The sequence below is a fragment of the Stenotrophomonas sp. a6 genome (assembly GCF_030913325.1).
Taxonomy (GTDB): Bacteria; Pseudomonadota; Gammaproteobacteria; order Xanthomonadales; family Xanthomonadaceae; genus Stenotrophomonas; species Stenotrophomonas maltophilia.
This window is the reverse complement of record NZ_CP133161.1, coordinates 553,041-577,289: the sequence shown is the minus strand read 5'-3', so window position 1 is coordinate 577,289 and position 24,249 is coordinate 553,041. Positions and strand designations below refer to the sequence as shown.

The 24,249-nt window shown below is 59.8% G+C and carries 19 protein-coding genes; 4 read left to right on the top strand and 15 right to left on the bottom strand.

The window, feature by feature from the left end; genetic code table 11:
* Positions 1–6 precede the first annotated feature (6 nt).
* Positions 7–1,062, bottom strand: coding sequence for a dTDP-glucose 4,6-dehydratase (gene rfbB / locus Q9Q79_RS02660; RefSeq protein WP_161771834.1), 1,056 nt, complete (start codon positions 1,060–1,062; stop codon positions 7–9).
* A gap of 257 nt (positions 1,063–1,319) precedes the next feature.
* On the opposite strand from rfbB, the gene Q9Q79_RS02655 reads away from it, so the two are divergent.
* The 4 genes from Q9Q79_RS02655 (at position 1,320) to Q9Q79_RS02640 (ending at position 5,930) form a co-directional block, all read left to right on the top strand.
* Entirely contained in the window at positions 1,320–2,066 is a 747-nt protein-coding gene (locus Q9Q79_RS02655) for an electron transfer flavoprotein subunit beta/FixA family protein (RefSeq protein WP_161771833.1), read from the top strand.
* Positions 2,066–3,007 (top strand): electron transfer flavoprotein subunit alpha/FixB family protein, encoded by a 942-nt coding sequence (locus Q9Q79_RS02650; protein ID WP_201862489.1) that lies wholly within the window; start codon positions 2,066–2,068, stop codon positions 3,005–3,007. Before Q9Q79_RS02655 ends, Q9Q79_RS02650 begins: the two co-directional genes overlap by 1 nt.
* Positions 3,008–3,152: 145 nt before the next feature.
* Entirely contained in the window at positions 3,153–4,511 is a 1,359-nt protein-coding gene (locus Q9Q79_RS02645; RefSeq protein ID WP_161770825.1) for a phosphomannomutase, read from the top strand.
* 15 nt (positions 4,512–4,526) lie between these two features.
* Positions 4,527–5,930 carry a mannose-1-phosphate guanylyltransferase/mannose-6-phosphate isomerase gene (locus Q9Q79_RS02640; protein ID WP_161770826.1) on the top strand — a complete coding sequence of 468 codons (1,404 nt, stop codon included), beginning with the start codon at positions 4,527–4,529 and terminating at the stop codon, positions 5,928–5,930.
* Positions 5,931–6,935: 1,005 nt separating this feature from the next.
* Here the strand turns inward: Q9Q79_RS02640 and Q9Q79_RS02635 are convergent.
* The 14 genes from Q9Q79_RS02635 to Q9Q79_RS02570 form a co-directional block, all read right to left on the bottom strand.
* Complete coding sequence (locus Q9Q79_RS02635; protein ID WP_197596600.1) at positions 6,936–8,102, bottom strand: nucleotide sugar dehydrogenase; 1,167 nt, start codon at positions 8,100–8,102, stop codon at positions 6,936–6,938.
* 24 nt (positions 8,103–8,126) lie between these two features.
* A complete protein-coding gene (locus tag Q9Q79_RS02630; protein ID WP_161770828.1) occupies positions 8,127–9,494 on the bottom strand; it encodes a hypothetical protein in 1,368 nt (455 codons plus the stop codon).
* On the bottom strand, positions 9,464–11,140 hold the full coding sequence (locus tag Q9Q79_RS02625; RefSeq protein ID WP_161770829.1) for a DUF6311 domain-containing protein: 1,677 nt from the start codon (positions 11,138–11,140) through the stop codon (positions 9,464–9,466). Before Q9Q79_RS02625 ends, Q9Q79_RS02630 begins: the two co-directional genes overlap by 31 nt.
* Complete coding sequence (locus tag Q9Q79_RS02620) at positions 11,137–11,736, bottom strand: hypothetical protein (RefSeq protein ID WP_161770830.1); 600 nt, start codon at positions 11,734–11,736, stop codon at positions 11,137–11,139. The genes Q9Q79_RS02625 and Q9Q79_RS02620 overlap by 4 nt, the downstream gene beginning before the upstream one ends.
* Positions 11,733–12,140: a GtrA family protein gene (locus Q9Q79_RS02615; protein ID WP_161770831.1), complete on the bottom strand. Its 408-nt coding sequence runs from the start codon at positions 12,138–12,140 to the stop codon at positions 11,733–11,735. The genes Q9Q79_RS02620 and Q9Q79_RS02615 overlap by 4 nt, the downstream gene beginning before the upstream one ends.
* Positions 12,115–13,062 carry a glycosyltransferase gene (locus Q9Q79_RS02610; protein ID WP_161770832.1) on the bottom strand — a complete coding sequence of 316 codons (948 nt, stop codon included), beginning with the start codon at positions 13,060–13,062 and terminating at the stop codon, positions 12,115–12,117. Before Q9Q79_RS02610 ends, Q9Q79_RS02615 begins: the two co-directional genes overlap by 26 nt.
* Before the next feature lie 2 nt (positions 13,063–13,064).
* Positions 13,065–14,015, bottom strand: coding sequence for a UDP-glucuronic acid decarboxylase family protein (locus Q9Q79_RS02605; protein WP_125360112.1), 951 nt, complete (start codon positions 14,013–14,015; stop codon positions 13,065–13,067).
* A gap of 96 nt (positions 14,016–14,111) precedes the next feature.
* Positions 14,112–15,059 (bottom strand): GDP-mannose 4,6-dehydratase, encoded by a 948-nt coding sequence (locus tag Q9Q79_RS02600; RefSeq protein ID WP_161770833.1) that lies wholly within the window; start codon positions 15,057–15,059, stop codon positions 14,112–14,114.
* Entirely contained in the window at positions 15,043–16,083 is a 1,041-nt protein-coding gene (gmd, locus tag Q9Q79_RS02595; RefSeq protein WP_161770834.1) for a GDP-mannose 4,6-dehydratase, read from the bottom strand. Before gmd ends, Q9Q79_RS02600 begins: the two co-directional genes overlap by 17 nt.
* A 95-nt stretch (positions 16,084–16,178) precedes the next feature.
* Entirely contained in the window at positions 16,179–18,728 is a 2,550-nt protein-coding gene (locus Q9Q79_RS02590) for a glycosyltransferase family 1 protein (protein ID WP_161770835.1), read from the bottom strand.
* A complete protein-coding gene (locus Q9Q79_RS02585) occupies positions 18,725–20,809 on the bottom strand; it encodes a methyltransferase domain-containing protein (RefSeq protein ID WP_183153755.1) in 2,085 nt (694 codons plus the stop codon). The genes Q9Q79_RS02590 and Q9Q79_RS02585 overlap by 4 nt, the downstream gene beginning before the upstream one ends.
* A gap of 42 nt (positions 20,810–20,851) precedes the next feature.
* A complete protein-coding gene (locus Q9Q79_RS02580; protein WP_161770836.1) occupies positions 20,852–22,135 on the bottom strand; it encodes an ABC transporter ATP-binding protein in 1,284 nt (427 codons plus the stop codon).
* Positions 22,132–22,926, bottom strand: coding sequence for an ABC transporter permease (locus Q9Q79_RS02575; protein WP_161770837.1), 795 nt, complete (start codon positions 22,924–22,926; stop codon positions 22,132–22,134). Before Q9Q79_RS02575 ends, Q9Q79_RS02580 begins: the two co-directional genes overlap by 4 nt.
* On the bottom strand, positions 22,923–24,248 hold the full coding sequence (locus tag Q9Q79_RS02570) for a glycosyltransferase family 4 protein (RefSeq protein WP_161770838.1): 1,326 nt from the start codon (positions 24,246–24,248) through the stop codon (positions 22,923–22,925). The genes Q9Q79_RS02575 and Q9Q79_RS02570 overlap by 4 nt, the downstream gene beginning before the upstream one ends.
* Position 24,249 lies beyond the last annotated feature (1 nt).

Genomic DNA, 24,249 nt, shown 5'->3' with positions numbered 1-24,249 from the left:
CCAGGGTCAGGCAGAAGTGCCGATGCGCTGCAGGCGGTAGCTGCCATCCAGCACGCCGTTGACCCATTCCTGGTTGTCCAGATACCAGTCCACGGTAAAGGCGATGCCCTGTTCGAAGGTGTAGGCCGGCTCCCAGCCCAGGTCGTTCTTCAGCTTCGACGCATCGATCGCGTAGCGGCGGTCATGACCCGGGCGGTCGGCCACGTAGGTGATCTGGCTGCTGCGCGGCTCGCCATCCGCGCGCGGGCGGCGCTGGTCCAGCAGTGCGCAGATGGCCTGCACCACTTCGATGTTCTGCTTTTCCGAATTGCCACCCACGTTGTAGGTCTCGCCAACCTTGCCCTTCGCGAGCACCGTGCGGATCGCTTCGCAATGGTCGGACACGAACAGCCAGTCGCGCACCTGCCTGCCATCGCCGTACACCGGCAACGGCTCGCCGGCCAGCGCCTTGGCGATCACCAGCGGGATCAGCTTCTCCGGGAAGTGGTACGGGCCATAGTTGTTGGAGCAGTTGGTGGTCAGTACCGGCAACCCATAGGTGTGGTGGAAGGCACGGACCAGGTGGTCCGAGGCGGCCTTCGACGCCGAGTACGGGGAATTCGGAGCATACGGCGTGGTTTCGCTGAACTTGCCGGTCTCACCCAAGGTGCCGTACACCTCGTCAGTGGATACGTGCAGGAAGCGGAAAGCCGCGCCCTGCTCGGCCGGCAGCGCCTTCCAGTAGTCACGGACCGCCTCCAGCAGGCCCAGGGTGCCCACCACATTGGTCTGGATGAAGGCGCCCGGACCGTCGATGGAGCGATCCACGTGGCTCTCGGCCGCGAAGTTCAGCACCGCATCGGGCTGGTGCTCGGCCAGCAGGCGGGTGACCAGGGCGCTGTCGCCGATATCACCCTGCACGAACACGTGGTCCGGATTGCCGTCCAGACTGGACAGGGTCTTCAGGTTGCCGGCGTAGGTCAGCGCATCGAGGTTGATGACCTTGACGCCACACGCGACGGCCTCGAGAACGAAGTTACCGCCAATGAATCCGGCGCCGCCGGTGACGAGCCAAGTGGGCACAGCCATTCTCCTGTCATCATGGTGCCTCAGCGCACAACAGGGCTGAATGCAGCTCTACAGGATACATCGGGGCTGGGCCCAAGGATGCCTTCATCAGCTGAACAAGCCGACGTCCAAGCCCGAGTTTGCGGCATCGCAGCAAAACTATACGCATTCGCATGGTCCCTAAAGGCCAGCTAGAATCGGGATCCCACCCCCGAACCGGTTGCTGTGCGAGGACCGGACGTTCTCCCCGTTATTGAAGGACCCCGTACCAGATGAAAATCCTCGTCGCGTACAAGCGCGTGGTGGACTACAACGTCCGCATTCAGGTCAAGCCGGACGGTTCCGGCGTGGTCACCGACGGCGTCAAGCTGTCCCCCAATCCCTTCGATGAAATCGCCTTGGAAGAAGCCCTGCGCCTGCGCGACAAGGGCATCGCCAGCGAAGTCGTGGTTGCCACCATCGCCCCGGCCGATGCCCAGGCGCATCTGCGCAACGGTCTGGCCATGGGCGCCAACCGCGCCATCCACGTCGTCACCGACAAGGCCATCCAGCCGCTGACCGCCTCGCGCACCCTGCTCAAGCTGATCGAGAAGGAACAGCCGGACCTGGTGATCCTCGGCAAGCAGGCCATTGACGACGACGCCAACCAGACCGGCCAGATGCTGGCCACGTTGTGGGGCCGCCCGCAGGCCACCTTTGCCAGCAAGCTGGAGATTGCCGATGGCAAGGCCACGGTGACCCGCGAAGTCGACGCCGGCCTGGAAACGCTGGAAGTGGACCTGCCAGCCGTGGTCACCACCGACCTGCGCCTGAACGAGCCACGCTTCATCAAGCTGCCAGACATCATGAAGGCCAAGGCCAAACCGCTGGAGACCCTGCAGCTGGCCGACCTCGGCGTTGAAGCTGCCGACACCTTCAGGACCACCCACTACGCCGCGCCGTCCAAGCGCAGCAGGGGTGTAATGGTCAAGGACGCGGCCGAACTGGTGGCCGCACTCAAGCAGAAGGGGTTGCTGTAATGAGCAGGATTCTCGTCATCGCCGAGCACCACGACGGCAAGCTCAACGCCGCCACCGCCAAGACCGTCAGCGCCGCTGCCGCCATCAGCGGTGCCAGCATCGATGTGGTGGTGCTGGCCGCCGATCCGGCGGCGGTCGCCGCCGAGGCCGCGAAGATCGCTGGCGTCGCCAAGGTCCTGACCGTGGCCAATGCCGCCAACGCGCAGGCCATCGCCCAGGTGCTCGCGCCGCAGATCGCGCAGCTGGCCAAGGGCTACACCCACGTGTTCGGACCGTCGACCACCTTCGGCAAGGACCTGATGCCGTGCGTGGCCACCCTGCTCGGCGTCAACCAGGTCTCCGACCTGATGACCGTCGAAGGCAGCCACACCTTCAAGCGCCCGATCTACGCCGGCAACGCGATCATCACCGTGGAAGCCCCGGCCGACCAGATCGTGGTCGCCACCGTGCGCGCCGCGTCGTGGTCGGAAGCCGCCCAGGGCGGTAGTGCCGCCGTTGAAGCGGCAAGCGTCGACGCCGCGCTGCCGACCCACACCCGCTTCATCGGCCTGGCCGCCGGTGCCAGCGACCGCCCGGACCTGCAGAGCGCCAAGCGCGTGGTCTCCGGTGGCCGTGGTGTCGGTTCGGAAGAGAACTTCAAAGTCATCTTCCAGCTGGCCGACAAGCTGGGTGCCGCCGTCGGTGCTTCGCGTGCGGCGGTCGATGCCGGCTACGTTCCCAGCGACCTGCAGGTCGGCCAGACCGGCAAGATCATCGCGCCGGAACTGTATGTGGCCATCGGCATCAGCGGTGCGATCCAGCACCTGACCGGCATCAAGGACGCCGGCACGATCGTAGCCATCAACAAGGACGGCGATGCGCCGATCTTTGAGATTGCCGATATCGGCCTGGTGGGGGATCTGTTCACGATCCTGCCGGAGCTGGAAACGGCACTGGGCTGAGCAGTCGTCAGAAGTGCCGCGTAATCAATGATTTACGCGGCATCTCCAGTTTGAGGTATGGCCTGCAGGGACGCCGGCTTGGCTCACTCGTCCTTGCAGTGCCTGTCGTTATAATCAGGGGTCAACCCGTGTAAGGACTGCATTGATGACGCTCCCGTGTTTCAAGGCCTATGACATCCGTGGTCGCGTTCCAGATGAACTGGATGAACGCCTTGCCCGCCGTATCGGCGCTGGCACCGCTGCGTTGCTGGGCCCGGGGCCGGTAGTGGTTGGACACGACATCCGCCTCAGCAGCCCCGCCCTGATGCAGGCTGCCATCGAGGGTCTGACGGCGAGTGGACGCGACGTTATCGATATTGGCATGTGTGGCACCGAGGAGGTCTATTTCCAGACCTTCCACCGCAAGGCCGCCGGCGGCATCATGGTGACCGCCAGCCACAACCCGATGGACTACAACGGGATGAAGCTGGTTCGCGAGGAATCCAAGCCGATCAGTGGCGATACGGGCCTGTTCAACATCCGCGACTTCGCCGCCTCGGACGCTCCCCTCGGCAATGGCCAAGGCACGATCCTCCGGGATGCAGACAAGTCCGCCTACATCCGGCATCTGCTGGGTTATGTCGATGTGGCCAACCTGAAGCCGCTGAAGATCGTCACCAACCCGGGCAATGGTGGCGCAGGTCTGGTGATCGACGAACTGGCCGCACACCTGCCGCTCGAATTCATTCGCATCCAGCACGAAGCTGATGGCAGCTTCCCCAACGGCATCCCCAACCCATTGCTACCGGAGAACCGCGCGGCAACCCGTGATGCCGTGCGCAAGCATGGCGCTGACTTCGGTATTGCCTGGGATGGCGACTTCGATCGCTGCTTCTTCTTCGATGCCGAAGGCAATTTCATCGAAGGCTATTACCTCGTTGGCCTGCTGGCCACCGCACTGCTGGCCCGCCAGCCAGGCGGTAAGATCATCCACGACCCGCGCCTAACCTGGAACACCGTGGAAATGGTCGAGCAGGCCGGCGGTGTGCCGATCATGAGCAAGACCGGCCATGCCTTCATCAAAGAGCGCATGCGCGCCGAAGATGCGATCTACGGCGGCGAAATGAGCGCGCACCACTACTTCCGCGAATTCGCCTACTGCGATTCCGGCATGATTCCGTGGCTGCTGATCGCGCAGCTGGTCTCCAGCACCGGCAAGTCGCTGGGTGAACTGGTGGCGGACCGCATGAAGGCCTACCCATGCAGCGGTGAGATCAATTTCCGCGTGGATGATGCCAAGGCAACCGTCGCACGCGTGCTGGGGCACTTCGAGGCGCAGCAGCCCAAGCTGGACCGTACCGACGGCATCAGCGCTGATTTCGAAGAATGGCGCTTCAGCCTGCGCAGCTCGAATACCGAGCCGCTGCTTCGCCTGAACATTGAAACGCGCGGCGACGAAACGCTGCTGCAGGACCGCATCCGCGAGCTGACCGCCCTGATTGGCGGCACGCCAGCCAATCATTGAGAAGGACCACTTCGTATGACCCCCATCGTTCCCGTCATTCTTTCCGGTGGCTCAGGCACCCGGCTGTGGCCGCTGTCGCGCGAAGCGTACCCGAAGCAGTTCCTGCCGCTGGTCGGCGATGACACGATGCTGCAGGCAACTTGGAAGCGCGTTGCGTCCATTGCTGGCGCAGCGCCCATCGTGGTCGCCAACCAAGAACATCGCTTCATGGCCGCCGAGCAGCTGCGCGAGTGCAAGGTGCTGCCGCAGGCGCTGATTCTCGAGCCGGTTGGCCGCAACACCGCCCCGGCCATCGCCATCGCGGCAATGCAGGCCTTGGCCGGCGGCGACGATGCCCTGATGCTGGTCCTCCCCTCCGACCATGTGGTCCGCAATGAAGCGGCCTTCCACGCGGCGGTCAAACAGGCAGCCATCGCTGCCGAAGCCGGCAAGCTGGTCACCTTCGGCATCGTACCCACCGCACCGGAAACCGGCTACGGCTACATCAAGGCCGCTGCCGGAGAAGGCGTGCGCGTCGTTGATCGTTTTGTCGAGAAACCCGACCTGGCCACCGCCGAACAGTATGTGACTTCGGGCGAGTACTTCTGGAATAGCGGCATGTTCTTGTTCAAGGCGTCTCGCTATCTGAAGGAGCTGGAGACGCTGCAGCCGGCAATCCTGGCTGCATGCCGCCAGGCGCTCGAAAAGGCAGTACGCGACAACGACTTCATCCGTCTGGATGCCGAGGCGTTCGCCGCCAGCCCGAACGATTCGATCGACTATGCCGTGATGGAGAAGACGGCTGACGCAGCCGTGGTCCCACTGGATGCGGAATGGAACGATGTAGGCTCCTGGTCTGCGCTGTGGGAAGTGTCGGATAAGGATGCCGATGGCAATGCCTGCCACGGCGACGTGATCGCGCTGGACTGCAAGGACAGCTACGCCTACGGCAATCGCCTGATCGCGATGGTGGGCCTGCAGGATGTGGTCGTCGTGGAAACCGATGATGCGGTCTTCGTGGGCCACAAGGACCGCGTGCAAGACGTCAAGGAAATCGTCGGCCAGATCAAGCACGACGGCCGCAGCGAAGCCGCGGCCCACCGCAAGGTCTACCGCCCGTGGGGCGCTTACGATTCCATCGACAACGGTGCGCGCTTCCAGGTCAAGCGCATTACCGTGAAGCCGGGTGCGACGCTGAGCCTGCAGATGCACCACCACCGTGCCGAACACTGGATCGTGGTCAGCGGCACGGCCGAAGTGACCCGCGGTGACGAGGTGATCCTGCTGTCGGAAAACCAGAGCACCTACATCCCGCTCGGCGTCACCCATCGCCTGAAGAATCCGGGCAAGCTGCCGCTGGAACTGATCGAAGTACAGTCCGGCAGCTACCTGGGAGAAGACGATATCGTCCGCTTCCAAGACAGCTATGGCCGGGCCTGATCGAGAATCTTAATTTTAGAATATCTCGGCATGAGCGCCCGCTGCCCTGCAGCGGGCGCTTTTGTCTAGACCAGGGCGATAAGCTGCACCGATGTCTGGCAGAGCCAGACAGTGCGCAGGGGGAGGGTAGGTATGAAGATGGGTCCGAGATTTTCATTGGACAACCCTATAGGGTTTTGACCGATGCGCTGTACATGAGCTGTATGAAAGGAACATTTTAGCGAGACACCATCAGGAGTCTGTCGGGCATGGCTCACGATATCCTTCTGAACGAGGGCGCCAACGTTGGCCTCACTACGCTCTTGCAATCCCGCATCCCCGAGCATGTTCACGCTTTCGAGCCATCACCAACGACATTTCAACTCTTCAGAGATAATGTGAAGCGCGCTGGCGGTTTAAAAACGTCATCTTGCATATGCCGGCTTGGGTGAGCACGCGGTAAAATTTGAACTAGCCTTTTCCTTACAAAATCTTCCCGGGGCTTTTGAAGCTAACCAGAACCAGGCAGACGCCGTACATGCAATTGGGCCCATTCGAATCGAGGCCTTTGGTGACGTCATACGTAGCGCCAGGCTCGCAGGAGCGACATATTCAAGATCGATGTCGAGCGCTTCGAGTTACGAGTGCTTCGACGAAGCGGTGGTCGTTGTGGCGGAACAATCCCGCCGCGGCACTCGAAATGAACTACTGGTACCTCCATGCATTCCGGCGCCCAAGCATTCCTGACTTCATGGATGTATTACTGCCCCCCCCTTTGCAGGTGCAGCAAGGCCACCATCGCATGCTGCGCGACCCATCCGAGCGCCATACGGTGATGCACCCACCAACGCACCAGCATCGTCCGGCGTCAAACTCTGCTCCGCGCCCGTGAGACCGAGCCGGCTTCAGGCCTGATCGAAGCCTTTCCGTTTCATGTGGGCGACTGAGCCGTGGTTTGGACTCACTTGAGTTAAAGCAATAAGGCCGGGCTCTCGCCCGGCCTTGACATGAACTCCGTAGATATGGTCAGTTATCGCCAAACAGGTCCCTGGTGTAGACCTTCTCTAATACGTCGGCGAGATTTTCGGACATCCGGTTACTGATGATGACGTCAGCCTCGCGCTTGAATGCCTCAAGGTCGTTGACCACGCGCGAGTTGAAGAAATCTGCATCTCCCAATACGGGCTCATGCACGATGACCTCGACGCCCTTCGCTTTGATCCGCTTCATGATTCCTTGAATGCTGGAAGAACGGAAGTTGTCCGACCCACTCTTCATGATCAAGCGATAGATGCCCACTACCTTGGGTTTCAGACGCAGGATATCCCCTGCAATGAAGTCCTTCCGGGTTGTATTGGAGTCAACAATTGCCCGGATGATGTTCTGGGGAACACTCTGGTAGTTTGCCAACAACTGCTTGGTGTCTTTCGGCAAGCAGTAGCCCCCATAGCCGAAAGAAGGATTGTTGTACCCTCCCCCGATACGCGGGTCGAGACAGATCCCCTCAATGATCTGACGGCTGTCCAAGCCATGCGTCATTGCATACGTGTCGAGCTCATTGAAGTAGGACACGCGCATGGCCAAATACGTATTGGCGAACAGCTTGATTGCCTCAGCCTCTGTCGAATCCGTAAGCAGGACGGGCACATCCTGCTTTTCCGCACCCTGCTCAAGCATCTGGGCGAACTGTTTGGCTTCAGCCGAACTACCGCCCACGATGATACGGGACGGGTACAGATTGTCGTAAAGTGCGCGACCCTCGCGCAGGAACTCGGGCGAGAACAAAATGTTATCGACACCAAACTTCGCACGAACATTCTGGGTGTAACCCACGGGAATGGTGGATTTGATCACCATCGTAGCGGCCGGATTGATTTCAAGCACCTGCTTGATTACGGCCTCAATCGAACGGGTGTTGAAATAGTTCGTTTCGGGATCGTAATCGGTTGGCGTGGCAATGATCACGTATGCCGCGTCAGCATAGGCGTCAACGGGGTCGAGCGTGGCGCGGAAGTTCAGCGTACCGCTCTGCAGCGCCTGCTGGATCTCAGCGTCAACAATCGGGGACTCGCCCCGGTTGAGCTTCTCCACCTTATCTGCGATCAGGTCAAGCGCGACCACTTCGTGATGGCGCGCCAACAGCATACCGTTGGAAAGGCCCACATAGCCGGTGCCCGCAATGGCGATCTTCATTGGTTATCTCTCTATACGACGTTGCTAGGGTGCGGGTACGTGGAGCATGCGCTCCCGCGCGCACTGGTAGTAGGTATTGCCTTTCCAGAATGCAAGGCCTTGGTCAGCGGCCTCGGTCGCCAACGCGTCGCGCATTGTCACACAGGCCGGGCCGGGCCAGAGCGAACGGGTCATGGCCTCCCCTTTCGGACTCAGATAAGGGACAGCCATGTAATAGCTGGAGCAGACCAGCAAGGGAATGCTCGCCAGCGCCGCACCGACCCAGGATCGGTTGCTTGCCTGCTCCGGCTCCAAGATGCGGAGGCAGCACATGGCACTGATGAGCAACGCCAAGGCAGCAGGCAACAAGAGTCGATCGCCCCAGGCATCCCAGCCGAATGGTGCCCACCAGCGCGCAAAGGCCACGGCCGACAAGATTAGTACGGTCAGCGCTGCCAGCAACGCCTGCCGGCGCGGAACGAGGCCCACGATCCGCCAACCAACCAAGCCCATGAGCAGCGCCCCGCCCCAGAAGACAAGAAGGCCGCCATTTGGGGAGAAGATGGATCCAAAGAAGAATTCAGCACTCTTTGCCAGCGCTGGAGTGGTCAGTTCAGCCTCGGCCATGTAGGCCTTGGGCAGCGGCACCCCGTACTTGAACCAACTGTATGCAGCCGCCAGAACCTGCGACAGCAGGACAGGTCCCACGGCAACGGCAAACGCGCACCTGAGACGCGATCTGCCTGCCGTGTGTTTATACAGGGCGTGCAGAGGTCGAATGGCAACGAGGAGCAGTAACGCCATCGCCGCTCCCATAAACAAAGCCAGTGTGTCTTTGTAAAGTGGAAACAGGAACCCTGCTAGGCCCAACATCCACCACGATGACCTGGCCGGCTGAAGGTTTGGTGCCGTGAGCACCTGAACGAACGCCGCGATGTATAGGCCACAGAAGACACCAGCCTGAACCTCCAATGCGCCACTAAGGACGTAGAACATCGGCAAGGGACTCAGGGCCAGCGCGAGCACATACGCCCAGCCAGCACGGAGCAGCAGTACCCCGCCCCTTGTAAGCCACAATGCCGCAAGCGGCAGCAACAAGCAGAACAAATTGAGTGTAGCCAGGCGGACAGCGGTGAGGCCGCTGGAGGTCTCCGTTATGCCCGCATTGACCAGATAGGCAAGGGGAAACTTGCTCATCCCTTCGCATGGCAAACGGACTGTCTGTTCAAGACAGTGTTTTGCAGTCTGCCAATCACCCTTCCAGGCAACGTGATCGGTCGGGTTGAACTGGACAAGGCCGATGCTGGTCCAAGTCACCACAGCAAGGCAGACCACCGCAATCAACCAGCCCACGCCAGCGCGGCGTGCGTACCGGTCAGCGTTCAGCGCGAAGGCTTGGGCAGGCATTTCCATGCGCCCTCGCTGTTGGCCATTGGCGTGCACTCGTGCGCCGCCGTCAATGTCGAACGATGCTGCTCGAGCAGCGCCCCCGAAACAAGATAGACTGCACCTGGATCAATCGTTTTGAGACGTGCTGCGTAGTCGCAGTGATATGCAGTCTGCTTATCGGGTGTACGAGCAGCATAGAAATTATTGGTGGGAATTCCTATCGAGGCGGCAAGGTGTCCCACCGACTCATAGTTGCGCACACCACCTGGGGTAGCCTGGTGGTCGCACTGCCATGCCGGGTACACGAAGATCGCGGTGTAATTGCCACTTGGGACGTCCGTCAGGCGCAACGATTGATACGAGTCAATGTTCAGCCGTACTTGATGGCCGATCGTACGGATATCGAGCAACTGGACGGCCACCACCGCGGTCAGGAGAAGTGCCAGTCTACGTAGTCCCAGGCGAAGAGAGCTGGCAGCAAGGAAGATCAACAGCAACCAGAATCCTGCCATCCAGAACAGGCGACCGCTGCCGCGGAAGCGCGACAACAGGTAGTTGATGCTCCTGGGAACGGGAACTTCCAGCGCGTGTCCGGCAAGCGTAATGGTGGTCGACACGGCGACGATGGTGCACAGAAGTACGACCAGGAGTGCCGACATGAAGGGGAATCGACTGGGTTGCAGCCGGTGATTCAGACACACCAGGAGCGTGATTGCACCCAGCGCGAGCACACCCAGACCTAGGTAGGTATAGCCCTCGAAACTTTGGCCGCCAGTGGGATCAGGGACATCCAACGGAAGTAGCGCGGCGCTTCCATTGGAATCGAACGGACCCAGCAAATTCATCGAATAGATGCCGTAGCCGCTCGTGCTCGCAGTAGTCCCGCCCATGAACCCAAACACCCAGAGCCCAAACGCCGCAAGCGCCGCCATGCTGCCCAGACGAACTGCAACCTGCCGCCAACCCAGCGTTGACCAGGACATGATGACAAGGCTTCCGTTGCTGATCAGCACCAGGAGTGCCAGATACGGATTCAGGCCGGTGGCCAGTACCACGACTGCTCCATTGGCGAGCACCCATGCACGCCCCTTCCAGTCCAGGGTGGACAGGGCGACCCAGATAGAGATGACCAGAACCCACTGCGAGGAAAGTGCGGTGTGGCCTTGGAAGCGATAGAAGGTATAGGGAATGCTGGCAAACAGGATGCCAATGAGGACGGCCGCGTATCGCGAAAGAAGCTCGTCACCCTGCCCGGTAAGACGCAAGGTGCGCAGCGCCGCAAGGTAGCCGAACACGCCTTGCAGCACCAGACATGCCATGAAGTAGTAGCCGAAGTACTGGGTACCTGGCGTAACCAGATTGGCGAATGGCTTGGCCAGCAGCAGGAGCAGCGGCATGGGATCGAACAGAGAGATGCTGATCGGCTCTGGATAGCTGACGCGCAACGTGGTCAGCCAGCTGGCCGACGTGTCAGACAGATACTGGCTCCAGGCGACGTGCACCTGGGCAAGATCACCCCAAACCCAACGCAAATTGTGAACATCCAATGGCCCAGTACCCAGCACCTTGCTCGCCCACCACGCAGCGAACAGCGCCACAAGAAGCGCACCGATGATCGTTGCGAGCCGCATCCGAAGCGCTCGGGTTCCAGGAGAAGCGACCATAGTCATCGACACTGGTAATCCACGCCTTTTGCACTATGCCTGAAGGGATCAGTGAGATCATCGGTATATTGCCCCATGATCAATCGCTCCTTGGGCAGGAAGTGCGTCCTGTAGAAGCGCCCCAGGCTGGCAACGCGCTGACCCTTGTCGGTCAGCCGAACGCAGCCATTTTCTATGGTAATGGTCCCGGACTGCAGCTGCTCCGTCAGGCGGATGTCAACAAGCCGATGTTCGACCATGTACTCATTGACGAATACATCGCCCATGCGCGCCTGCTGGATCCCGCCACCACGCTGCTGCAACTTTTCCAGAATGTAGAATGACAGCGAACGATCTACGACCGTCGGCACGCTGATGGCGAACGCATAGCCGGCCAGCGCCCACACAGACAACAACAGAACGCGTTCCAGACCACTGAACGCGGCCAAACCTCGCACGGCCCAGAGCACGCCTCCCGTCACCGCCGCGGCAATCAGCGCGTCAATCAATGCGGCATACAGCACCACGTTGACACGGAAATAGTGCACATGCAGGAAATGTATGACAAACAACGTCAGCACAAACGCGACCGTAGCCAGGCAAGCCTGCAGGTAACGATTCATCGAAACACCATGAATTTGTTGGCGAGGAAGCTACAGGCCATCTGCATCACGGTGGCCACCAGAAAACCAACGGTGTAGTCGAATCCCAGCCGGTCTGTCCACACGTAGAGAATAAGCCCGTGAAACACGGCAATAACGGCGTAGACCGCCAGAAACATCGAACCCTGACGGACGATACTCCGATCGGTTGCGCGAAATACGAAGTAGCGACTACCCAGGAACGACGTGAGAATTCCGAACACAGCAGCGATCCCATTGGCCACGCCTGCCGATGGGATCTCAAGCACTTCGATGTTGAAGCGAAGAACACCGTAGTGCACGGCGGTCGCTGCAAGCCCGTTGATCAGATAGCGGAAGAACTGTCCGCCGAGAGCCGTCCTAGCGCTCGCGAGCATGGGAGACATGGTCAACGAATTCTCGATAACTACCAATGCCAAGCACGCCACCACTGCGGATCATGCCCGACAGCATGAGGATGATGAGCGTCAGCGCGGCCGTCTGCAGGAACACGAGCAGCAGAATACCGAATGCCAAGGAGAACCAACCTGGCGTTGCAAATCCCATAGCCTTGAGCAGGAGTGCGACCACTCCTCCCACGACCGACAGGCCTGCCACCAACGTACATGCGATGCCTACACGGACGAGCACATCTTCCGCGAAAACCATCAGCGCCCTGAAGCCATGCAACGCGAGGCCCACAAAGTTCATCTTGCTCTTCCCGGCATATCGCGGGCCGCGGTCCAGCGGACAGCTCTGTACACGCAACTTGGAGCTCAGAACGCTGGCTGCCACATGTGTCCACAATTCCTGCATTGCCGCCAAACGGCGAACCGCCGGCATCTTGGCTACCATGAAGTTGCCAAAGCTGATCCTGCGACCGCTTAGCATGGAGAACAGGAATTTGTAGACCAAGTAGAAGGCTTTGAACTTGATCGATTCCACCCTACTTTTCCGGGTTGCCACGACCACATCGACATCGGCGGAGGACAAGCCCGCGACGAGTTCAGTCATGCTCTCAGGCGTGTCCTCACCGTCTGAATCCATCACCACGACGATTGCCTCGTCGCCGAAGTGCTCGGCGGCGTAGCTCAGTCCAATGGCGATGGCACGCTGGTGACCAACATTTCGACGCAGTTTGATGACCACACCGTCGAGACCTGCATCCGCAATGGCCTGGACCTGCAGCGGCTGGCGCACTGATCCGTCGTCGACAGCCACCACGTAGATATCAGGACCTTGGGTACGGGCAAGTTCCTGGAACAGCCGGGTGGACGCCTCCACGTCCTCATACACCGGCATCACCACGATCCTTGACGGCGTGACCATGTTCAACCCTGCAGACGGTGGCGGAAGTATGCGATGGTTTCCTTCAGCCCATCTTCCAGACAGACCTTAGGTTCCCAATCGAAGGTGGCCTTGGCCAAGCTGATGTCGGGCTGGCGCTGCTTCGGATCATCAGAAGGAAGCGGACGGTGAACGATCTTGGACGAGCCACCCACGAGGCGCAGCACGGTTTCAGCGAGCTCCAGCATGGTGAACTCACCCGGATTACCAATATTGACCGGACCGGTGAAATCAGCCGGCGAGTTCATCAGGCGCAGCATGCCCTCGATCAGGTCATCGACATAGCAGAAGCTGCGTGTCTGCTGACCATCGCCATAGATGGTGATGGGGTCGCCCTTCAACGCCTGCACGATGAAATTGCTGACCACGCGACCATCGTTGGGGTGCATGCGCGGACCATACGTATTGAAGATACGCATCACCTTGATCTCGAGCTGGTGCTGGCGCCAGTAATCAAAGAACAGGGTTTCCGCGCAGCGCTTGCCTTCGTCATAGCAACTGCGGATACCAATTGGGTTCACGCGCCCCCAGTAGCCTTCGACCTGCGGATGAATCTCCGGATCGCCGTAGACTTCGCTGGTGCTGGCCTGGAGGATGCGTGCGCCCACTCGCTTGGCCAGGCCGAGCATGTTGATTGCACCATGAACGCTGGTCTTGGTCGTCTGCACCGGATCGTGCTGGTAGTGCACTGGGGAGGCAGGACAGGCAAGATTGAAGATCCTGTCGACCTCAACGTACAGCGGGAAGGTCACGTCATGGCGCATCAGCTCGAACCGCGGATGCTTGAGCAATCCGTCGACGTTGGCCTTGCTGCCGGTGTAGAAGTTGTCGACGCAGAGCACGTCATGACCTGCCTCGATCAGGCGGTCGCAGAGGTGGGACCCGAGAAAGCCGGCACCGCCAGTCACTAGAACGCGTTTTTGTTCGTCAGCCATGTTCGATGCAGTCCTTAATATCCGGGCGGGCAGGAGGCAAACTATGGCCGCCCACCCAAGAGTCATTCATACAATTGTAAGCGAATTCCGGGCAGATCAGTCGCTGGCCCCGGGTGCCACCTTGGCAGTTTCCGCCTCCAGCATCCATGCAAGAGTCTGCCGCATATCCGGCCAATTCCAGTCCTGGATCAGAGACTTCAGCCGCCGGTTGTCACCCAGCAAGATCTTGACTTCGTTTGGTCGCACAAAGTCGGGATTGACCTGGACCTCAAGCTCGTGACCCGTGAGTTCCGCACAGATGCGGACGATCTCAGTCAGCGTGCGACCGACACCGGTGCACACATTCACTACCTGGCCGACAGCCTCTGTCTGCTGCAGCAACTGGCGGTAGGCAGACACCACGGCTCGGACATCGCCGAAGTCGCGGGAGACCTCCAGGTTACCCAGTTCCATTACGCTCGCTCTTCTGGCGAAATGGGACACGATTTTGGGCACAAGGAACTGAGCGGCCTGCCCCACGCCTGTGTAGTTGAAGGGCCGGGTAATCACGATTGGCAGACGGTCCCGCCACAAGCCGGCGACATGTTCCATTGCCAGCTTGCTCACCGCGTAGTCATTTGCCGGCGCAGGCACTGTGTCTTCGTCCAGCATTCCCGCAGAGCTGTTGCCGTAAACATTGGCGCTGCTCGCAAGCAGGACGCAAGCCGGGGCGTGCGACGCCTTCTCAAGCCCATCCAGAAGGTTTCTCGTACCCAGCAGGTTGACTGCGTAGAACTCTTCTACACGGCCATGCCCGACAAATGCTAGCGCAGCGAGATGCACGACAAAGTCGACGCGAGCAGCCTCTACTGCCGTGAACACGGCCTCGCGATCGGTGAGGTCCGCGAACACGTGCTCCTGCGCCTCGGTGGCGGCGCCCGCGGCACCGAGGGCGATGACATGGCAGCCCTGCTGCTGAAGTTCCTTCAGCATGTAGCGTCCAGTGAAACCGGACGCTCCCGTGACAAGGACGCGCTTGCCGGCCAAGTCAGAAGGAGAAACCACGCTCGTTCCTCTGCAGGTCTGCTTCGACCATCATCTGGCACAACTGCTCCAGCGTGGTTTCCGGTTTCCAGCCAAGGATCCGCCCTGCCTTTTCCGGATTGCCAATCAACAAGTCGACCTCGGCCGGGCGGTGGAACTTGGGATTGATCCGCATGACCGTCTTGCCGCTGGCGGCGTCCACGGCAACTTCGTCGAGATCCTTGCCACGGAATTCAACATCGATTCCCGCACCCTTGAAGGCCATACCGACGAAGTCTCGCACGGTCTCGGTTCGATTCGTTGCCAAAACAAAGGTGTCGGGCTGATCGGCCTGCAGCATCCGCCACATGCCTTCAACGTACTCTTTGGCAAAGCCCCAATCGCGCTTTGCATCGAGGTTACCCAGCTCCAGGCACTCAAGCTGGCCGAGCTTGATCTTGGCGACCGAGTCGGTGATCTTGCGGGTCACAAACTCGCGGCCACGCAGCGGGCTCTCGTGATTGAACAGGATGCCGCTGGAACCGAAGATATCGTAGCTTTCACGGTAGTTCACCGTGATCCAGTGGGCGTAAAGCTTGGCCACACCATACGGACTGCGAGGATAGAACGCCGTATCTTCGACCTGCGGGACAGCCTGCACCTTGCCGAACATTTCCGAGGTAGACGCCTGGTAGAAACGGATCTTCGGATTGACCAGACGAATTGCCTCAAGCAGATTCAGCGCGCCAACACCGGTGATCTGGGCCGTTGTTGTGGGCTGGTCAAAACTGACACCGACGAAGCTCTGAGCGGCGAGATTGTAGATCTCGTCGGGCTGGATCTTCTGCACCATTGCCAGAGAGGTCCCGAGGTCAGTCAGATCGTATTCCACCAGGCTCAGGTTCGGGTGATTGGTAACACCGAGCTCATCAAGGCGCCAGAAGTTCACCGAGCTGGTACGGCGATACGTGCCGAATACCTGATATCCCTTCTCAAGCAGAAGCTGGGTGAGATATGCCCCATCCTGCCCGGTAACGCCCGTGATGATTGCCTTCTTAGTACTCATCTATTCTCTCGTAGATATTCAAACCAGAATGTGCAGCAGCATGCCGCAGCTGCGCCCGGCGTTCTGCGGGTCACAGGGGCGACCAAACTGCCATATTAGCCTACCGCCGGGCCCTTCCGGCCTAACAGTGGCTCGCCCTTTGTCTCTCGGCCTTCAGCGCCGTCAGGATCGAGCACCGCTGCCTTCAGGCGCTCCGCGCTCTGTGCCCAGGTCAACCACTCCAAGCCATCCGGGCGCGGATGCTGCCCGCGCTCGAACAGGTTCAGCCAATCGTCAATCTCGCGGGACAGATCCTTGGCCGCCGAGGAAGCAAAGAAGTGAGCGTGCTGTCCCGCCACTTCCCTGAATACGGGAATATCCCGCGCGATAACGGGCAGCCCGCGCTGAGCGGCTTCGATGATCGGGAGCCCAAATCCCTCGCCTTCCGAACCTGCAATCAAGGCCGTGGAGCCGGCGTACAGCGCCTCCAGCAGGGCGTCGTCCGCCTTCGGCAGCCAGAACAGGTTGCGTCCCTGCTCCGGATGGGCCTCCAGCCGCGTGCAGAGTTCATCCACCATCCAGCCCTTCTTTCCAACGATCACCAGCGCGACAGACTGGCCGGACGCCCAAAGTTGCTCGAATGCGTTGAGTACGTGCAGATGACCCTTTCTCGGCTCTAGCGTACCAACCATCAAGAAGGACGGAGATTGCCGCAACCGCTCCATGAGCGCCGACGCACTATCCGGCACATCCGCCCGTGGAGCCGCCCCGTCCAGGTCGGCACCAAGGTGGAACCAGTCGACCTGTGGCGGATTGGGATGGGACTGCTCCAACACCCAGGACTCGACGTCGTCGGCCACGGCGCGTGAGATGCACACGACTTGATCTGAGACCGTGATGACGTCCCGCAGCCAGCGCTCGTGGTGCCAGCCCCCACCCTCCGGCCACCACTCAGGATGGCGAATCGGGAGGATGTCATAGATGACGAAGGCAATCTTGACCCCGGTTCTGCGCATATGCGCGAACCACTCTGGAATATAGGAGACTGCATCACCGACCAGATCGAGACCCAGGAACACATCTCCTGCGTGGCAAACCAGCGGCGTGTCTTCCTCCTCAGCCGTGCCGAAGAATGCGGATGCATAACGGTTGGCGCATACGTATTCCTTCTTCTCGCGATCAATGCGAACGAGCTGAATGCGATAGTTTGCTGGTGGATTTCGACCCCATTCAGCAATCACCTCGCGGGTCACGCGTTGGATGCCAGTCCGCAGGTCGTGGTTGGCCATCTCGGTTACGTCCACAAGCAGCGTCCGATGTGGAGGCGGCAGGCTTCTGTCCAATGCATCAGCCAGTTGCAGCGCGTCAAGTCCAGCCAATGGCCCGGAAGCCCTCAGGGCGTCCACTGCTTTGACCAGGATCGGGGCCTGGGCCAATTCTCCCCGATCCCGAGCGCCAACGGATTCGCAGGCGTCCAAGAACCGGTCGGCGACCACATCCCAAGAAAAGACCTTGGCACGTTCAAGGGAGTAAGCGCGCAGGGCGGGCAGGGTGTCGCGGCGACCCAGATGTCGCTCCAGCACCGAGCGTATTGATGCTACATCCATCGGATCGAACAAAGCACTGCGCTCGGTGGCGATCTCACGGATACTCGATGCGTCTGACGCCAGCACCGCCGCGCCGCAGGCCATGGCCTCCAGAACCGGTAGCCCGAACCCCTCATGCCAGGAGGGGAAGACGAACATCAGACACTCGTTGTACAACGCCACCAGCTCTTCGTCGCTCACGTACCCAATGAACTGAAGCGCATCCTGATCCAGGCCCAACTCATCTCCGAGAGTGCGCAATTGCGCCACATGGGGTGCATGCGTACGACCTGCAAATACCAGCTTCAAGCCAGACCGCAGGGCAGGATCGACGGACGCGTAAGCTTGCACCAAACGCACCAGGTTCTTCCGGTCGTCCGAGCCACCTGTGTAGAGCAGAAACTCGCCATGTACGCCGAACTTCGCACGAACGAGCTGTCTGGAGGCATCGGCCGCAGCCAGTGGTCGAAATACCGCATCGCAACCTGTGGATATCTCGAAGACATTCTGCTCTGGAACGCCCGCGTATGTCCGCGCCTCCTCTCCGGAGCTTGCGGAGATTGCGAACACGGCGTCCGCCTGCTTCACATGCTCCAGTTTCTCCATGTAGAAGTCGCGATAACCGGGTTCGGAATCCAAGTAGACCTGTGGATTCATCAGCGGAATCATGTCGTACAGCGTCACGACAGTCGGCACATCGCCGCGCACCGGCACGCTGGTGACCGAGTTGTCGACATAGCCCTCGAACAGGCTTGAGACATGGATGATGTCGGGACTCAGCGCTGCGAGCGCGGCCTCGCGCACTACTTGGGCGGCGGCTCGGCGTCCGTTATTGACCAGGTCTTTGGCGATCACAGGCAACGGAACATGCCATACATGAACATTCTCGCGCGGCACATGAGCGGCGAGCTGCTCGCGAATAGGCTGAATGGTGTCAACAAATGCACCATTCAACGCAATATGTACCTCGTGGCCGCGACTACGACGGACAACGGCTTCTGCCAGCGAAAGGGAGTAGCGCCCAATGCCGCGATAACGGCTCTCCGACTGCGCGCCCTGCAGGTCCATCAATATCTTCATTGCCGCCCCTCCTGGCGCTCCTCCTCAACCAACATCTGGTGAATAGCCCTGCCACGAATGGAGAGCTTGCTCGCTTCATCTTCTGCACCTGCGAAGCTCTGCACCTGCCCGGCAACCTCGACGTGCGGCACGGCCGCATCGACCACCGCGTGGTTGACTGCAACTGAGCGCAGCTTGGCGTGCACCCCCGGGAAAACCACGATTACTTTGTTGAGTGCACGTGCCAACGCTGGACGCGCCATCACACGACGCATGAGTGCCAGAAGAACGCGTCGGGTCGCATAGCGCGGCCGCTGTACCAGATGACTAAGGAACCGCAACGGCCGAGTCCATCGCCAGGAACGGCTTCGGTGCAAAGCGTGCATCTCGCCTTCGAGTTGGGTCGCGCGGAGGAACCAATGATGGGCACTCTGGTGGGCACCGGACAACTCCCCGCGTACCGACTCAAGCTCCTCACGCATATGCGAGTAGCTCGAACCTAGCCGTTCCAGCCGCCCGGCAAGACGCTGGGTACCGTGTGTCTGCGCCTGATTCTGGTCGCTGAGCTGCGCCACCTGCTGCTCCCGCTCGGTCGCCTTCAGGAACCAACGGTGCGCGTTGTCCAAGGACTCCTGAAGCTCGCGCTCAACCTGTGTCAGACGCCCTTGCTTAGCTTCAAGCGCATCCTCGTACTTGAGCAGGGCGCGCTCATTCAAAGCAGCTACCACTGCCCAGGAATGCGAGGCGGCGGCGGCCGGCTGGTCCATGGCCGCTTTCAGGGCAGCGAACGTCCACTCGTCCGCCGGCTTGGAAAGCACAGTCAGGAATGCGCTTCGATAGCGCATTGGCAGCATGTTGACATCCAGCAGTGGTCGCCGGGTGGGATAAGGCTCCCTTACCTGCCCCATGGTGATTTCACGCACGGTGATCAGGAAGGCCAGCAACAGATGATCAGGCCAAACGCAGTCTTCGGATTGATCGGAAATCGCACCGTAGTCGATAAACGAAGCATCTCCAGCATCATCGACAATGACGTTCCATGGTCGAATATCGTTGTGATACCGCCCGCTGCGCTCCAACGCGACCAATTGATCCAAGAGGGAGTCGACCACCCTCTCGCTGGAGTATGGAGTCTGCCGCGCCATCATCACTGAAAGGAGCTGACCGGGCAGTAATTCCCGCAGCAACCAGACGGCCTCCTGATCACGACTGTGCTCAAGAAGACGCGGCGACCCCGGAAGCACTTCGCTGCCGCCCAAGTACGCCACCTCACGTTCGTACTCCTGGACGTTCGGAAGCAGCAGGTCCGGGTGTTCGAGCGACATCCGTTTCAGCATCACGCCTTTTGCAAAGAAGTAGCGGCGCGTTCCATGGTGACTGCCCATAGCGTGCGTGTGTGAAACTTCCTTGTACTCGTCAAAGAGCCTGAAGTCGCCACCCAGATGCCAGTATCGAGAGCTTGCGTAATAAAGCGGGCGATCAATGCCGGAAAGATGGGTCGGCTGGCTGCCCATGAAGCGGACGAAGGCGTACGAGCCCAGCAGATCGCTGGCGCGCTCAGGCTGAGACGGCCCCCAGTAAACAGGCTCTTCGCGCAACGCCAGCTCGTAGATGCCCACAGGTATGACAGCTGCAAGGTGGGCAATGATGTCAGTGACCGCCGAGAATCCATGCATGTGCACAAGGTGGTGAAACACGCTCAAGCCCAACACCACGTCGTACTGCCCAGCCTTCAACTCACAGACCAAATCTTCAATGCTTCCGTGAACAAAAGTGGCACCAACGCCGCTCTCAGCCGCCAGCGCCCTGCAGACCTCAACGTTTTGCTGCAGATAGTCTGCACCAACGACAGTGCAGCCGTCCGCCGCCAAGCTGAGCGAGAAGAATCCTTGGGCACACCCCAGATCGAGGACGCGCACCGGACGCCCAAGCTGGGACTGCAGCCGGTGGACGACATCAGTAATGATCCGCAATCTGTCCACGCAACTGCGCGAACTTCCGTCAGACAACTCCGGGTGCCCAAAGATGGGCTGGTATTTCTCAGGCAATGCGCTCACCAGAGTAGTGATCGCGTCTTCACCGCGTGCCGCCTTGTTATTCATGTTTGAGCTCATTGTATGCCCGCTGTCAGCCCGCACCGGAGGTCAGCCTTGAGCCGAGAATTCCGCATTCATGTCCACGATGCCCCAGAACTGCATGGGGCGGCTCACATCCACAAGTATCGAGTCATAACGGCGATCCAGGGGTACCAACTCACCCAACGGGTCGCCACTGGAGATCCCCAGCGAAACCATGTAGTGGCCTTCGTTGACTGCGAAGGGAACCTTGAAGGTAGCAATCACTACGTCGCCGGCCTTGGGCGAAAGCACCTTTTGGCCATTGCTTGCCAGGAACGCGTTTGTTCCGTAGAGAAAAACGCCATCGAGGGTCTTGATCAGCAAGCCGGGAACCGCGCTTTCCACATCCTCCTCGAAGTGGATCTTCATCTGGAACTGAACTGAATCGCCGCTACTCAGACGGGCAGGATAAGCCTCACCGTCAACGACCACTGCGAAATCGATGATGCGTGCGCCGCCGTGCCCCCAACGGTGCTCATCCTTGTTGTAGCCGCGCCGGGTATGAAAGAGGTCTTCAATCCCGCTTGAAGAAAGCACCGCCTCGCCACCCTCTTTTGCGGATTTAGCGTCACTCTTGCCCGACTTCCCGAACAGCTCGTCCAGGTACAGGTTGGATATCTCACGCGCCGGGCCGTCTGCGTGCAGACCGCCGTCCTTGATGAACAACACTCGATCGCAATGCTTGACGATATCGCCCACAGCGTGACTGACAAGGATGAGGGTCGTTCCCTGCTCCTTGTACTCTTTGACCCGCTTGAAGCATTTGGCTTGGAAGTAGGCATCACCGACGGACAACGCCTCGTCCACAATGAGAACGTCAGGTCGTTCCGCTGTTGCCACCGCGAACGCCACGCGCACCTGCATGCCACTTGAGTACGTCCGCACTGGAGTGTCGAAGTACTCTCCCACCTCAGCGAACGCTTCAATGTGAGGCATCATTACGTCGATCTGGGCTTGGGAGAATCCCATCAGGCCAGCCGCGTGCCTCGCGTTCTGGCGTCCCGTGAGCTCAGGATTGAATCCCATGCCAAGCTCGAGAATCGCCGCGATCCGGCCTCCGCGCACCACCTGCCCTTCCGTAGGCTGCAGGGTGCCGGTGATCATTTTGAGCAAAGTGCTCTTGCCAGCACCATTCTTACCAACAATACCGACGGATTCACCCGGCCGAATGTCAAACGACACCCCCCGAAGCACCCAGTGCTCCTCCTTCGGTCGCACTGGAAAACCGAACCAACTGGCAATGCGCAGCCATTCGCTGCCCCACACGCGATAGGACTTACCCACATTTCTGACGTGCATGGCGGTACTCATAGGACATCCACCATTTCCTGGCTGGCGCGTCGGAACACAATCAGCGAAGCCACGCCCAGTACGACGGCAACTATCGTAAGCGGAAGCAGAGACATCCAGTCAGGATCCTTCCCATACAGCAATACCTGCTGGTAAGCCGTCACCAGCGGATACAGTGGATTGAGCTTGAAGATTTCGCGGACGGACTCGGGCAGGATACTGATGTTGTAGACAATCGGCGTCAGCCAGAACAATGCTTGCAGGAGGACAGGCACAACCTGTCCGATGTCACGCATGAATACGTTGAGCACACCCAGAAGCAATCCGACCGACATGGAGGTCAACAGGGTCAGCAGGATGAGCATAGGGAGCCAGACCACACTTGCACCCGGCATATGCCCCAACACAGCAAACACCGCGAAGATGGCAAGCACCAGCAACGCATTGTTAATCAGCATGCTGCCAGCACAAATGAATGGAAGGCATACGCGAGGAAATGCGACCTTCTTCATGAGATTGCCGTTGTCGACGAAAAGAGTGACGCAGCGACTGATCGACTCGGCGAAGAGCCCCCAGCAGAGGGTGCCCGCCATCAGGTACAGCGCATAGGCGTACTTGTTGTCGATTCCCGGCAGCTTGGCCGAAAGCACCTCAGAGAGAATCGTGGCGAAGATCAGCACCTGCATCAGCGGATGAATCACCATCCACAGCACACCAAGCTTGCTCTGGGCGAAACGGACTTTGAAGTCGTTGCGGATCGAGGTCAGGATGAAGCTCCTGTAGACCCACAACGACCTGAGAAGGTCTTTCATTGATTGCCCCTCTGGGCGTTTCCATGTGTCTGGTTAGATGCGGCAAGCGCGTTCGCGTCTGACATGATGACGCTCACACGCTCCATGATCTGGCGAGCCACTCGCTCGGGGGATAGGACGCGCTGCACATGCAGTCGTCCACGCTCACCCAGTTGCGTGGCCGCCTCCGGGTCGCCCGCTAATTTCGCCATCAGACTTGCAGCATGAGTAGCGTCCGGCTCAGCCCAACGCTGGCCTTCGCCGAAGGGGTACTGGCCTGGCTTTACAGGAACCAAAGTAAATCTCACCAGGGCGGCACTGTCGGCATCCATGAATTCCATGTTGCCTGACCAAGAGGTAGCGATGACGGGCTTACCCAACTGCATGCACTCTGCCATGCCCATGCCAAAGCCTTCTGCACGATGCAACGAAACGTAGGCATCGCAACTGGCCTGCAGCGCGGTCAACTGCTCGCGGGTAATGACGTCGTTCCGGACGATGACCCGAGGATCCGAGCTCACCTTATCTGCCAGAGCGCGCAGCGCATCAGGGTGATGATGACCGTTGCTGGTCTTGATGATCAGCTGTACCGGCTCGGTGCCCAGCGGGAATGCCTGCCTGAAAGCATCCAGCACGGCCTGAGGATTTTTCCGCTCTACCCACGAATTGAAGTCGAAGGTAAACAGGAAAACGAATGCACCAGATGTCATTCCAAATGCGTCGCGACCAATATCCGCACGCGGCATGGCAGGGAGCGGCACAGGCGCCTTCAGCACGGGCAATGACGAAGCTCCAGCTATCGCATCGGCAATAAATTCACTCGCAGCAAGAATCTCATCAACGCGCGACAACACTGGAAGCCATGTTTCCGGCAGGCGCTCAAGCTCCCAGAACCAGCAGGCAATCACGTACTTGCCCTGGAGCTTGGCGTGGCCAATTTCGCGCACCGCTGCGTCGAAATAGTCCGGGTTGATGAAGATGATGACCACGTGCTCAGGAAGGTCAGCGCAGAACTTTCCGTCAAAGGTGGTGTCGGCCATGCTGTGCGGCACGCCCAGATCCAAGGTGTGCAGCGCTACCGGCGTACCAGAATCGATCAAAGCACGCGCATACATGCGCGCGCTTTCCGCGAGCCCGAATTCGCCTCGCAGATATCCCACAATGTTCACGCCAAAGGGGAAACCATGTGAGACGGCGGCACCCGCCTCTACCGCGGGGACGGTACGAGACCACGAATCCGTGCGCACGAAGGCGTGGCGGGCGAGCAAGGCTTGCAACTGCCGCGCGCGAATCCTGCAGCGCAGCCCACGCAGCGAGAGCAGCGCGTACAAACGTTTCAGCATC